This window comes from Methylobacterium sp. C1, from assembly GCF_001854385.1.
In the GTDB taxonomy this organism is placed as follows: Bacteria; Pseudomonadota; Alphaproteobacteria; order Rhizobiales; family Beijerinckiaceae; genus Methylobacterium; species Methylobacterium radiotolerans.
Genome location: NZ_CP017640.1, coordinates 5,437,141 through 5,449,366 on the forward strand (window position 1 = coordinate 5,437,141; position 12,226 = coordinate 5,449,366).

Sequence of the window (12,226 nt, forward strand, 5' to 3'; positions counted from 1 at the left end):
CGGGCTTCAGAACCGCGCGACGAGCCCGACGCCGCCGATCATCAGGGCGCCGCCCAGGACGCGCCACAGGCCGGCCTCGTGGACCTTGAAGCCCACCAAGCCGAAATGGTCGAGCAGGATCGACGTGACGACGCCCGCCGTCACGATCAGCCCGAGGAAGGTGGCGGCCCCGATCCGCTTGGACACGGAGAGCTGCGCCATCGTGAGGCCCGCGCTCATCAGGCCGCCGAGCCACGCCCACCAGGGCACCTGCGCGAGGCGGTCCACCGGCGGCAGCCCGTACTGCCCCGTCACCAGCATGGCGACGGAGATCGCCGCGACGCTGACGACGAGGCTCACCACGCCGGCGAGAAGCGGCCGCGCGAGGGACTTGGCGAGGCCCGCGTTCTGGCCCGGTTCGATCGCGGTGGCGACGCCCGCGAGCAGCGCGAAGCCGTAGAGGAAGAGCATGCTGGGATCCTGAGGGTGCGAGGCGTTCGGATCGACCGACCCGTCAGAACGCCGCCACGAGGGCGACGCCCGCGACCATCAGCGCGCCGCCGAGGACGCGCCAGCGCCCGGCGGGGTGGCGCTCGAAGCCCACGAGGCCGCGATGGTCGAGGATGATGGAGCCGACCACGCCCGCCGTGATCACGCAGCCCAGGAACGGCGCCGCGCCGACCTTCTCGGAGATGTAGAGCTGCGCCAGGACGACCGTGGCCCCGAGGATGCCGCCCGGCCACGCCCACCAGGGGACGGGCGTGGCCGCTTCGGCCCGGGTCCGGCCGCGCAGCCGGGCGACGACCATCGCGGCGAGGAAGCAGGCGATCGCGAGGCCGAAGCAGAAGAGGCCCGCGAGCATCGGCTGCCCCGTGACCTTCGCCAGCGTGGCGTTCTGGCCGGGCTCGATGGCGTTCGCGACCCCGGCCACGAGGGCGATGCCGTAGAGGTACCACTTGGACACGGCGGCGCATTCCGGAGGAGGAGAGGTCCGCACCCGGACGGGGCGGTCTGCTGTCAAACCCGCCGCCGCGCCGGGTGACTGCATCACGATGCTCGGTCCGCGGCGGGACAGATCGCCCCAGGGACCGGGCGAGGCCGCCCGGCCGGCGACGGCGCGGGAACGTTTCCGGCCCCTCGCGTGCTGTGCCTTCCGCAGCCCGAGTGGATGATGGACGCCCGCAGCCCGACGATCACGCCGAAGACGCAGGACCGTCAGGCCGAGCTGACCCTGCGGGGGATCGCGCTCGGCGCGGCCATCACCGTCGTGTTCATGGCCGCCAACCTCTACATGGGCCTGAAGACCGGGATGACGTTCTCGTCCTCGATCCCGGCCGCGATGATCTCGATGGGCGCCTTCCGGCTGATGGGCGGCGCCGGCATCCTCGAGAACAACATCGTGCAGACCCAGGCCTCGGCGGCCGGCACCCTGTGCAACGTCATCCTGGCTCTCCCCGGCCTCGTCCTCGTCGGCCACTGGCACGGCTTCCCGTTCTGGCAGACCACGGCGGTCTGCCTGCTGGGCGGTCTGCTCGGCGTCGCCTTCTCGATCCCGCTCCGCCGCGCCCTCGTGTCGGGCAGCGATCTCCCCTATCCCGAGGGCATCGCCGCCGCGGAGGTTCTCAAGACCGGGCACGAGGAGCAGGGCGGCCGCGGCCTGCGCGACCTGCTCGGGGCCGCCGCGGCGGCCGGGACGATCGGGCTCGCCACCACGGGGCTGAAGGTCCTGGGCGAGGGCCTCAACGGCGCGGTCAGCCTCGGCGGCGCGGTGTTCCGCACCGGGACCGGCTTCTCGCTGGCGCTGGTCGGCGTCGGCTACCTCGTGGGCATCGGCGCCTGCCTCGCGCTGCTGACCGGCGTCCTGATCGCCTGGGGGATCGCGGTCCCGATGCTGACCGCCCTGTCGCCCGACCCCGGCAAGTCCGCGGGTGCGGCCGCCGAGGCGGTCTGGTCCGGGCAGGTGCGCCTCATGGGCGCCGGCATCATCGCGGTGGGCGGGCTGTGGACCGTGGGCTCGCTGGCGCGCCCGATCTTCGGAAGCATCCGCGCCGCCCTGTCCGGGAGCGGCGGTCTCGGCAAGGATCACCCGCGCGAGGAGCGCGACCTGCCGATCACCTGGGTCGCCGCCGCGACGCTGGCCCTGTGCGTGCCGCTCGCGATCCTGTTCGCGTACTTCGCCGCGCCGGCCGACCTCGGCGGCCTGATGATCGTGCTGGCGGTGGCCGCGACCCTGTTCACGGTGCTGTTCGGCTTCCTGATGGCGGCGGCCTGCGGCTACCTCGCGGGCCTGCTGGGCTCCTCGTCCAGCCCGATCTCGGGGATCGGCATCCTGACCACGATGGCGACCGCGCTGCTCCTGCCCCTGATCCTGGGGCATTCCGCGGGGCCCGAGGGGGACCGGTTCGTGACCGGCATGGCGCTGCTGCTGACGTCCGTGATCATCACCACCTCGTCGATCGCCAACGACAACCTGCAGGACCTGAAGACCGGGCAGGTGCTGGGCGCCACGCCCTGGCACCAGCAGGTCGCGCTCATCCTCGGCGTCGGGGTCGGCGCCGTGGTGATCGCCCCGCTCCTGTCGCTGCTCTACGAGGCCTACGGCTTCGTCGGCGCGCCCGCGCATGACGGGCAGGACGCGGGGAGCGCCATGCCGGCGCCCCAGGCGGCCCTGATGACCCAGATCGCCAACGGCATCACGCACGGCGAGCTGCCCTGGACCATGGTGCTGATCGGGGCCGGGCTCGGGGTGGTGCTGGTGGCGGCCGAGACCTGGCTGAAGCGGCGCGACCTCACCTTCCCGGCCCTGACGGTCGGGATCGGCATGTACCTGCCGCTCTCGGTGGAGATGACGATCGCGATCGGCGGCGTCCTCGGCTGGATCGCCGAGCGCCGGCTGCGCGCCCGCGTCGGACCGAAGGGGGACGCGAAGGCCGACAAGGCAGTGGGGTACGCCCGCCGGCGGGGCGTGCTCCTCGCCTCCGGATTCCTCGTCGGCGAGAGCTGCATCGGCGTGCTGCTCGCCGGCACCGATCTCCTGGCTGGGCACAGTTCGGCGATCGCCGTCGCCGGCAAGGGCTTCGCGCCCTACGCCACGGGGCTCGGCCTCGCCGTGTTCCTGGCGGGCCTCGCCGTCTACCTGCGGATGGTCTCGACGCCGGCCGCGGCCCAGCGGGGGGCGTGACGGATCCGCCGGGTTCCGGAGCGGGTTCCCCCAGGACGCCGTCGTCCGCGCGGGCGGAGCGAAGCCGCCCGGACGACACGACGCTCACGGATGCCGCGTGTCCCGCGGCGCTTCGCTGCGCCCGCCGCGAGGAGGGCGACGCGCTACCTCGGCATCCGCCACGCTGGAGTTGCGCATGAGAGCGGCTGACACCCGGGAACGGGTCTTCCCCTTGAGCGCGGGCATCCTGTTCGGGCTCGGCCTCGGCGGCTTCTTCGACGGGATCGTGCTGCACCAAGTGCTGCAATGGCACCACATGCTGAGCAGCTGGTACCCGATCGACACGATCCCGAACCTCGAACTGAACACCCGCTGGGACGGCATCTTCCACAGCGCGACCTACGTCTTCGTGGTCCTCGGGCTGTTCATCCTCTGGCGCGCCGCGCACCGCACGCACCTCTACTGGTCCAGCAAGCTGCTCGCCGGGTCGCTCCTGATCGGCTGGGGCCTGTTCAACCTCGTCGAGGGCGTGATCGACCACGAGATCCTCGGCGTGCACCACGTCAACGAGCTGACGCCCCGGGAGCAGTGGCTGTACTGGGACCTCGGCTTCCTGCTCTGGGGCGGGGCGATGCTGGCCGCGGGCCTGGGCCTCGTGCTGGTCGGCCGCGGGGAGGAGGCGTCGCTGGCGCGGTCTCCCGCGTGAGGGCCGCCGGCCCCGGCCTCCGACCGGTCCTGCCCTGGCTCGCCCTGACGGCCGGCCTGATCCTCGCCACCCTGCCGGCCTGGCGGCCGCTGATCTTCGGGACCGCGCTGACCGTCGAGGATCTTCTCACCCTGCGCTGCCTGTCGCGCTGATCCGCGCGTCCGGCCCGTGCCGGTCAGGCCTCGTCCGCCGCCTCGCCGAGCAGCGTCCGGACGAACCGGCGGGTGCGCGGATCGGCCGGCCGGGCGAAGACGTCCGCGGCCGCGCCCTGCTCGACGACGCGCCCGCCTTCCAGGAACACCACCGTGTCGGCGACGCGCCGCGCGAGGCGCAGGTCGTGGGTCGCCATCAGCATGGTCGTGCCGGCGCCCGCGAGGCCGGCCAGCACGTCCACCACCTCGGCGGCGAGTTCCGGGTCGAGGGCCGAGGTCGGCTCGTCGCAGAGCAGCAGGCGCGGGGAGGGGGCCAGCGCCCGGGCGATCGCCACCCGCTGCTGCTGGCCGCCCGACAGGCTGGCGGGCCAGTCCACGGCCTTGTGGGCGAGGCCGACGCGCTCCAGCAGCTCCAGCGCGCGCGCCCGGGCCCGGGCCTGCGGCCACTTGGCCACGGTGACGAGCCCCTCGGTGACGTTCTCCATCACCGTCCGGTGGGGGAAGAGCTGGAAGTTCTGGAACACCATGCCGGTCTGCCGGCGCACGGCGAGCACGTCCCGCCGCGCCGGCGGGCTGCCGGGCCGGAAGGTGAGGCGGACGTCGCCGAGGGTCAGCGTCCCGGCCTGCGGGACCTCCAGCAGGTTCACGCAGCGCAGGAGCGTCGACTTGCCCGAGCCCGACGGGCCGATCAGCGCCGTGACCCGCCCGTCCGGGACCGCGAGGTCGACGCCCCGCAGGACGGGGTTGTCGCCGAAGCGCTTCTCGATGGCCGACAGGGCGATCACGCGCGGGCCTCCAGGTAGCCGCCGTAGCGCCCGAGGCGCCGCTCCAGCAGCGTCTGGAGCCAGGACAGCAGCGTCGACAGGACGAGGTAGATCAGCGCCACCTCGATGTAGAGGATCAGCGGCTCGTAGGTGACGGCGACGATGCGCTGGGCCGCCTGGAACAGCTCCGGCACCGTGATGGCGGCCGCGAGCGAGGTGTCCTTCACCAGCGCGATGAAGGAGTTCGCCAGCGACGGCACCGCCACCCGCGCCGCCTGGGGCAGGATCGTGCGGCGCAGGGCCTGGACCGGCGTCATCCCGGTGGCGTAGGCCGCCTCCCACTGCCCCTTCGGGATGGAGGCGATGGCGGCGCGGACGATCTCGGACGTGTAGGCGCCGACGTTGAGGGTGAACCCGATCACGGCGGCCGGGAAGGCGTCGATCAGGATGCCGGTGCTCGGCAGGCCGTAGAAGATCACGAACAGCTGCACGAGGAGCGGCGTGCCCCGGAAGATCCACACGTAGAGCCACGCCAACGCCGCCAGCGGCCGGGGCGCGAACAGCCGCACGAGGGCGGTGCCGAGTCCCAGCGCGAGGCCGAGCGCGAAGGCGATGAGCGTCAGCGGCACCGTGAAGCGCAGGCCGGCCGCGAGCAGCGGCCCCAGCGACTGGAGCATGAGGTCGAGCCAGTGCGGCACGGGGCGGCGTCTCCTACCGGGCGGATCGAGCGGCGGGCTGTGCGGGATCGGCGCCCGGGCGGGCGCGCCGCGGACGGGTTACTTGGAGACGTCGGCCCCGAAGTACTTCTGGGCGATCGCCGCGTAGCTGCCGTCGGCCCGGATCGCCTCCAGCGCCTTGTCGATCGCGGCCTTCAGCGCCGGGTTGTTCTTGCGCATGATGATCCCGGAGGCGTCCGCGTCGGCCTGCTCGGCGGCGATCTTCACGGGGGCGTTCGGCTTCTGCTTGTGGAAGTCCAGGAACGACAGGCTGTCGTTGACGGTGGCGTCGGCGCGGCCGGTGAGGACGAGCTGGACCGACTGGTCGAAGCCGTCCGTCCCGACGAGCTCGGCGCCGGACTGCTCGGCGAGGCGCGCGAAGTTGCTGGAGAGGCTCTGGGCGGCCTTCTTGCCCTTGAGATCGGCGAAGGACTTGATGTCGGACCGGTCCGCCCGCGTGATCAGCACGGCCCGCGCCCGGATGTAGGGCTCGGAGAAGTCGAACTTCGCCTGCCGCTCCTTGGTGATGCCGACCTGGTTGATGACCACGTCGTAGCGCTTGCCGTCGAGCCCGGCGATCAGCCCGTCCCACTTGCCCTCGAGGAATTGCGGCGTGACGCCCAGCTGCTCGGCGACCTTGCGGCCGATCTCCACGTCGAAGCCGACGAGCTGCCCGGACGCGTCGTGGAACGTGAAGGGCGCGTAGGTGCCCTCGGTGCCGATGCGCAGGGTCTTGGCGGCGCGAATCGCGTCGAGATCGTCGGCCTTCGCGGGCGCGCTGGCGGCTGCGCCGAGGAGCGCCGCGACGACGAACGCCGCGACGCGGCTGGCAGAGAAAAATCGCATTACAGTAGCTCCGAAAAGAAAACGCTGTTCTCGTGCGGCCGCCGCGCGTGATCTCGGCTGTCGAGGGACAAAGCAAAGAAGAGCTCGGCCGTACAGGAAAGCCGGTGCGCTTGTCGACTGCTCGGTGCGCGCGCCCCGGCCCGCGCCAGGATCGAGGCCGCGTGCTAAGAGGCGCCCGGATCCCGCCCGCGGACACGGTCGTCCGCCGGATGCGCGATCCCGGCAGGAGGATCGCGCATGACTTCGCCCGCCCACGCCTATCGCGGCGTCTTCCCGGTCGCCCCCACGGTCTTCGACGCGTCGGGCGCCCTCGACCTCGACGGGCAGCGCCGGGCCGTCGACTTCATGATCGACGCCGGCAGCCAGGGCCTGTGCATCCTGGCCAACTTCTCCGAGCAGTTCGTCCTCACCGACGACGAGCGCGAGCGGGTGATGCACGCCGTGCTGGAGCACGTCGCCGGCCGCGTGCCGGTGATCGTGACGACGACGCACTTCGCCACGCAGGTCTGCGCCGAGCGCTCGCGCCGCGCCCAGGCGGCCGGCGCCGCGATGGTGATGGTCATGCCGCCCTATCACGGCGCCACGATCCGCGTGCCGGAGCTCGGCATCGTCGACTTCTTCCGCGCGGTCTCGGACGCGATCGCGATCCCGATCATGATCCAGGACGCGCCGGTGGCGGGCACGCCGCTGTCGGCGCCGCTCCTGGCGCGCATGGCCCGGGAGATCGCGAACGTCGCCTACTTCAAGATCGAGACCGCCGGCGCCGCGTCCAAGCTCCGCGAGCTGATCGCGCTGGGCGGCGACGCCGTCGTGGGTCCGTGGGACGGCGAGGAGGCGATCACCCTGATGGCCGACCTCGACGCCGGCGCTACGGGTGCGATGACCGGCGGCGGCTACCCGGACGGCATCCGCCAGATCACCGACGCCTACGCGGCCGGCCGCCGGGAGGAGGCGATGGACGCCTACGCGCGCTGGCTGCCGCTGATCAACTACGAGAACCGGCAGTGCGGCCTGCTCGCCTGCAAGGCGCTGATGGCCGAGGGCGGGGTGATCGCGAGCGAGACCGCGCGGCTGCCGATCCAGCCCCTGCACCCGGCGACGCGGGCCGGCCTGATCGAGCTCGCCCGGCGGAACGACGCGCTGGTCCTGCGCTGGGGTCGCTGAGCCGGCGCGGGCGGGGACCGCACGGCGGCGGAAGGGCCGCCGGACCCCGCCAGGTTCACTGCGCCGCGGCGGCCGGCGCCCGGGTCCCGAGCACGCCCGCGAGCCGGCGCACCGCCTCCCGCGCCAGGTCCGGGCTGATGGCGAAGCACATCCGCACCAGACCCTCGCCCTCCGGCCCGAAGGCGGTGCCCGGCGCCACGCCGACCTTGGCCTCCCGCAGCAGGCGCAGCGCTAGGTCGAGGCTCGGCTCCGCGCCGCCCATCCGGGCCATGAGGTAGAAGGCCCCGTCCGGGGGCGCGACCGTGACGCCCGGCAGGCGCGACAGCCCCTCCACCAGGATCGCCCGGGCCTCGGCGCAGCGGTCCACCATCGTGCGGATGAAGCCGTCGCCCTCCTCGAGGGCCGCGATGCAGGCGTGCTGGACGAAGGTCGGGATCGAGGTGGTGCTGTACTGCCCGAGCTTGGCGAAGGTCGGCGCGAGGCCGCGGGGATAGATCACCCAGCCGGCCCGCCAGCCGGTCATCGCCCAGTTCTTCGAGAAGGTGTTGGTCACGATCAGCCGGTCGTCCTCCGTGCAGATCTGCAGGAAGGACGGCGCGATCCGGTTGCCGTAGGTGAAGTGCGCGTAGACCTCGTCCGAGAGGATCCAGAGGCCGCGCTCCCGGGCGAGGTCGCGCAGGGCTCTCATCTCGGCGAGCGGCATGGTCCAGCCCGTCGGGTTCGAGGGCGAGTTCACCATGATCACCCGGGTGCGCGGCGTGATCGCCGCCGCGATGTCGGCGAGCGGCAGCGCGAAGCGCCCGTCCGGCAGGCGGCGGTACGGCACCGTCACGGGCACGCCGCCGGCGATGCGGACCGCCTCGCCGAGATTGGGCCAGGCCGGGGAGGGGATGATCATCTCGTCGCCCGGCTCCAGCAGCACCTGCGCCGCCTGCATGATCGCGTTCATGCCGCCCGCCGTGACGCCGAACCGGTCCGGCGGGATCTCCACGCCCCAGTGGCGGGCGTGGTAGGCGCCGAGCGCCGCGCGCAGCGCCGGCAGCCCCAGCGACGTCGTGTAGCGGGTGTGCCCGGCCAGCATCGCCCGGTGCGCGGCCTCGACGATGAAGGGCGGCGTCGGCAGGTCGCCCTCGCCGATCCACAGCTTGACCACCTCCGGGTCGTCCCGCCCGCGATCCGCCACGAGGCCGATCTGGCTCGTGCCGATGCCGCGGATGCGCGCCGAGAGCGCTGCGGCGAGATCGACGGGCGCGGCGGAGACGGGGGTTTCGGCCATGGGGGCGCGTGCTCTCCTTGCGTCGGGACGCGGCGTCCCGTCGCGCGGCGCGCGTCCAGGGGCCCGCGCGGTCCCGACCTGTAGGGAATGCCGCGACCCTGACGCGTTCGGGCGCGGACGTCCAGACCCCCGATGCCCGGATCGCCGCCGCGCGCCGGCGCGCGGCCCGACGCCGCGCGGGCCCCGTTGGTTCCGACTTTTCAGATATTTCTGAAATTGCTATAGGACGAGTCGCGCCCAGAGCCGGAGGCCCGACGTGCTCGCCAACCTCGATCCCCTGATCCTCGCCCGCATGCAGTTCGGGTTCACGGTGGCCTTCCACATCGTGTTCCCGGCCTTCTCGATCGGCCTCGCGAGCTTCCTCGCCGTGCTGGAGGGGCTCTGGCTCGCCACCGGCCGCCAGGTCTTCATGGACCTGTTCAAGTACTGGATAAAGATCTTCGCGATCGCCTTCGCGATGGGCGTCGTGTCCGGGCTGGTGATGTCCTACCAGTTCGGCACGAACTGGTCGGTCTTCTCCGACAAGACCGGCCCTGTCCTGGGCCCGATGATGGCCTACGAGGTGCTGTCGGCCTTCTTCCTGGAGGCCGGCTTCCTCGGCGTGATGCTGTTCGGCATGACGAAGGTCGGGCCGCGGCTGCACTTCGCGGCGACGCTGATGGTGGCGTTCGGGACCTTCTTCTCGGCGTTCTGGATCCTGGCGGTGAACTCGTGGATGCAGACGCCGGCGGGCTACGGCACCAACGCCGAGGGCCAGTTCGTGGCGCTGGACTGGTGGGCGATCGTGTTCAACCCGTCCTTCCCGTACCGCCTCGTGCACATGGTGCTCGCCGCCTACCTCACCACCGCGCTGGTGGTGGGCGCGGTCGGCGCGTGGCACCTGCTGCGCGACCGGGCCAACCCGGCCGCCCGGACGATGTTCTCGATGGCGATGTGGATGGCCGCCCTGGTCGCGCCGGTCCAGATCCTCGCGGGCGACGCGCACGGCCTCAACACCCTGGAGCACCAGCCCGCCAAGGTCATGGCCATGGAGGGCCATTTCCGGAGCCACCCGGACGGCGCGCCGCTGGTGCTGTTCGGCCTGCCCGACCAGGAGGCCGGCACGGTGCGCTACGCGGTCGAGATCCCGAAGCTGTCCTCGCTGGTGCTGAAGCACGCCCTCGACGCGCCCCTGAAGGGGCTCGACAGCCTGCCGCGGGCGGAGTGGCCGCCGGTGCCGATCGTGTTCTGGTCGTTCCGCGTCATGGTCGGCCTCGGGATGCTGATGCTGCTCCTGGGCGCCCTGAGCCTCCTCGCCCGCTGGCGCGGCACCCTCTACGCGTGGCGCCCGCTGCACCGCTTCGCGGTGGCCATGGGCCCGGCGGGGTTCGTGGCGGTGCTGGCCGGCTGGATCACCACCGAGGTCGGGCGCCAGCCCTACACGGTCTACGGCCTGCTGCGCACCGCGCAGTCGGCCTCGCCGCTGCACGCGCCGGCGGTGGCGGCCTCGCTCACCGCCTTCGTGCTGATCTACTTCGCGGTCTTCGCCATGGGCACCGGCTACATCCTGTGCCTGATGGGCCAGCCCCCGCACGCCGGCGAGAGCGGGATCGAGCCCGGCGCGCCGATCCGGACGGCGGGCATCACGCCCGCCCCGGCGATCGATCCCGACCGTCACCTCCAGCCGGCCGAGTGAGGGACCCATGGCCTACAGCTTCGACCTCACGGTGGTCTGGGCGCTCGTGATCGCCTTCGCGGTCTTCGCCTACATCGTCATGGACGGGTTCGATCTCGGCATCGGCCTGCTGTTCCCGGTCCTGCGGCCGGGCGAGGAACGGGACACCGCCATGAACTCGGTCGCCCCGGTCTGGGACGGCAACGAGACCTGGCTGGTGCTGGGCGGCGGCGGCCTGTTCGCCGTCTTCCCCCTGGCCTACGCGGTGATCCTGCCGGCGCTCTACGCGCCGATCATCGCGATGCTCCTCGGCCTGATCTTCCGCGGCGTCGCCTTCGAGTTCCGCTGGCGCGATCCCCGCCACCGCGCCGCCTGGGACGTGGCCTTCGCGGGCGGCTCGCTGGTGGCGGCCCTCGCCCAGGGCATCGCGCTGGGCGCGCTGCTGCAGGGCATCGCGGTCGAGGGGCGGGCCTATGCCGGCGGCTGGTGGGACTGGCTCACGCCCTTCAGCCTCCTCGTCGGCGCGAGCCTCGTCGTCGCCTACGCGCTGCTCGGGGCGACGTGGCTGGTGATGCGCACCGAGGGCCTGCTCCAGGCGCGGGCCCGGCGCCTCGCCCTGCGCCTCACCGCGGCGACGGTCGCGGCCATCGCGCTCGTCAGCGCGGTGACGCCGTTCCTCCAGGGCCGCTACTACGAGCGCTGGCTGGCGATGCCGAACGTGCTCGTCACCGCGCAGGTGCCGCTGCTCGTGGCGCTCGCGGCCTTCGCCCTGTGGCGCACCCTGCGGGGCGGCGCCGAGCGGGCGCCCTTCCTGATCGCGCTGGGGCTGTTCGCCCTGACCTTCGCGGGGCTGGGCATCAGCATCTTCCCCGACGTCGTGCCGGGCCGGATCACGATCTGGCAGGCGGCCGCCCCCGAGGCGAGCCAGATTTTCCTGCTCGCCGGCGCGTCGGTGTTGATCCCGATCATACTGTCCTACACCGCGTACGCGTACTGGGTCTTCCGCGGCAAAGTCGACGCGCACGGATATCACTGATGGCACCCGCAGCAGCACAGCCCCTCTGGAAACGCCTCGCGTGGTTCGCGGGGCTCTGGGCCTCGAGCATCGTCGGCCTCGGCTTCGTCGCGACGGTCCTCCGGTATTGGCTCAAGAGCTGATAAGCCGGGGGGCGCCCGCCTGACCTCTCCCCGCGTCGGATCCCTGCCGTGCAGCTGCCCCCGCTCGTCCAGACCTTCGTGCTGCATTTCGGCGAGATGGGCTCGCGCTGGGGCATCAACCGGACCGTGGGGCAGATCTACGCCCTGCTGTTCGTGGCCGAGCGGCCGCTCAACGCCGACGAGATCGTCGAGCGGCTCGGCGTGTCGCGCTCGAACGTCAGCATGGGCCTGAAGGAGCTCCAGGCCTGGAACCTCGTCCGGCTCCAGCACAGGCCGGGCGACCGGCGCGACTACTTCACGACGCCCGAAGATATCTGGCAGATCGTCCGCACGCTGGTCGAGGAGCGCAAGAAGCGCGAGGTCGACCCGACGCTGACACTCCTGCGCGAGCTCCTGATGCAGGAGCCCGGGACCGAGGAGGAGCGGCACGCCCAGGCGCGGCTCCGGGAGATGCACGACCTCTTCGAGCTGTTCGCCGGATGGTACGCGGACGTGCGCCGCCTCGACACCGAGCGCCTCGTCCAGCTCCTGACTCTCGGCTCGAAGGTCCAGAAGGTGCTGGAGATGAAGGATCGCCTGACCCGTCTGCCGGGCCGGATCGGCGGCCGGTCGGCCAAGCCGGACTGACCCGGCCGCGCGGGGGCGGGCCCC

At 72.5% G+C, this 12,226-nt stretch carries 14 protein-coding genes; 8 read left to right on the plus strand and 6 right to left on the minus strand.

Features of this window, described 5'->3' with window-relative positions:
• Window positions 1-6: 6 nt before the first annotated feature.
• Window positions 7-450, minus strand: coding sequence for a DMT family transporter (locus BKE41_RS25140; RefSeq protein WP_012321828.1), 444 nt, complete (start codon window positions 448-450; stop codon window positions 7-9).
• Window positions 451-493: 43 nt separating this feature from the next.
• Window positions 494-943 (minus strand): DMT family transporter, encoded by a 450-nt coding sequence (locus BKE41_RS25145; RefSeq protein WP_024828504.1) that lies wholly within the window; start codon window positions 941-943, stop codon window positions 494-496.
• Between the two features lie 207 nt (window positions 944-1,150).
• On the opposite strand from BKE41_RS25145, the gene BKE41_RS25150 reads away from it, so the two are divergent.
• From BKE41_RS25150 to BKE41_RS31775, 3 genes are all read left to right on the plus strand, one after another.
• The gene (locus BKE41_RS25150) at window positions 1,151-3,160 is read left to right on the plus strand and encodes an oligopeptide transporter, OPT family (protein ID WP_071000251.1); all 2,010 of its coding nucleotides are present in this window, start codon (window positions 1,151-1,153) and stop codon (window positions 3,158-3,160) included.
• A gap of 175 nt (window positions 3,161-3,335) precedes the next feature.
• Window positions 3,336-3,845, plus strand: coding sequence for a DUF2243 domain-containing protein (locus BKE41_RS25155; RefSeq protein WP_012321831.1), 510 nt, complete (start codon window positions 3,336-3,338; stop codon window positions 3,843-3,845).
• Window positions 3,842-3,997, plus strand: a complete 156-nt coding sequence (locus BKE41_RS31775) for a hypothetical protein (RefSeq protein WP_012321832.1) — start codon at window positions 3,842-3,844, stop codon at window positions 3,995-3,997. Before BKE41_RS25155 ends, BKE41_RS31775 begins: the two co-directional genes overlap by 4 nt.
• Before the next feature lie 23 nt (window positions 3,998-4,020).
• Here BKE41_RS31775 and BKE41_RS25160 read toward each other — a convergent pair whose 3' ends face one another.
• The 3 genes from BKE41_RS25160 to BKE41_RS25170 all read right to left on the minus strand — a co-directional run bounded on the left by BKE41_RS25160 (window position 4,021) and on the right by BKE41_RS25170 (window position 6,323).
• A complete protein-coding gene (locus tag BKE41_RS25160; RefSeq protein WP_071000252.1) occupies window positions 4,021-4,782 on the minus strand; it encodes an amino acid ABC transporter ATP-binding protein in 762 nt (253 codons plus the stop codon).
• On the minus strand, window positions 4,779-5,459 hold the full coding sequence (locus tag BKE41_RS25165) for an amino acid ABC transporter permease (protein ID WP_012321834.1): 681 nt from the start codon (window positions 5,457-5,459) through the stop codon (window positions 4,779-4,781). The genes BKE41_RS25160 and BKE41_RS25165 overlap by 4 nt, the downstream gene beginning before the upstream one ends.
• Before the next feature lie 78 nt (window positions 5,460-5,537).
• On the minus strand, window positions 5,538-6,323 hold the full coding sequence (locus BKE41_RS25170) for an amino acid ABC transporter substrate-binding protein (RefSeq protein WP_012321835.1): 786 nt from the start codon (window positions 6,321-6,323) through the stop codon (window positions 5,538-5,540).
• 237 nt (window positions 6,324-6,560) lie between these two features.
• Between BKE41_RS25170 and BKE41_RS25175 the strand changes: the two genes are divergently transcribed.
• Window positions 6,561-7,487: a dihydrodipicolinate synthase family protein gene (locus BKE41_RS25175; protein ID WP_012321836.1), complete on the plus strand. Its 927-nt coding sequence runs from the start codon at window positions 6,561-6,563 to the stop codon at window positions 7,485-7,487.
• Window positions 7,488-7,542: 55 nt separating this feature from the next.
• On the opposite strand, the gene BKE41_RS25180 is transcribed toward BKE41_RS25175, so the two are convergent.
• Entirely contained in the window at window positions 7,543-8,763 is a 1,221-nt protein-coding gene (locus BKE41_RS25180) for a pyridoxal phosphate-dependent aminotransferase (protein ID WP_071000253.1), read from the minus strand.
• Between the two features lie 256 nt (window positions 8,764-9,019).
• Between BKE41_RS25180 and BKE41_RS25185 the strand changes: the two genes are divergently transcribed.
• From BKE41_RS25185 to BKE41_RS25200, 4 genes are read left to right on the plus strand one after another with little or no spacing between them, the layout of a single operon-like run.
• Complete coding sequence (locus BKE41_RS25185) at window positions 9,020-10,438, plus strand: cytochrome ubiquinol oxidase subunit I (RefSeq protein WP_071000254.1); 1,419 nt, start codon at window positions 9,020-9,022, stop codon at window positions 10,436-10,438.
• A 7-nt stretch (window positions 10,439-10,445) separates the two neighbouring features.
• On the plus strand, window positions 10,446-11,453 hold the full coding sequence (gene cydB / locus BKE41_RS25190; protein WP_012321839.1) for a cytochrome d ubiquinol oxidase subunit II: 1,008 nt from the start codon (window positions 10,446-10,448) through the stop codon (window positions 11,451-11,453).
• Entirely contained in the window at window positions 11,453-11,575 is a 123-nt protein-coding gene (locus BKE41_RS25195) for a DUF2474 family protein (protein WP_012321840.1), read from the plus strand. The genes cydB and BKE41_RS25195 overlap by 1 nt, the downstream gene beginning before the upstream one ends.
• Window positions 11,576-11,623: 48 nt before the next feature.
• On the plus strand, window positions 11,624-12,202 hold the full coding sequence (locus BKE41_RS25200; RefSeq protein WP_012321841.1) for a GbsR/MarR family transcriptional regulator: 579 nt from the start codon (window positions 11,624-11,626) through the stop codon (window positions 12,200-12,202).
• Window positions 12,203-12,226 lie beyond the last annotated feature (24 nt).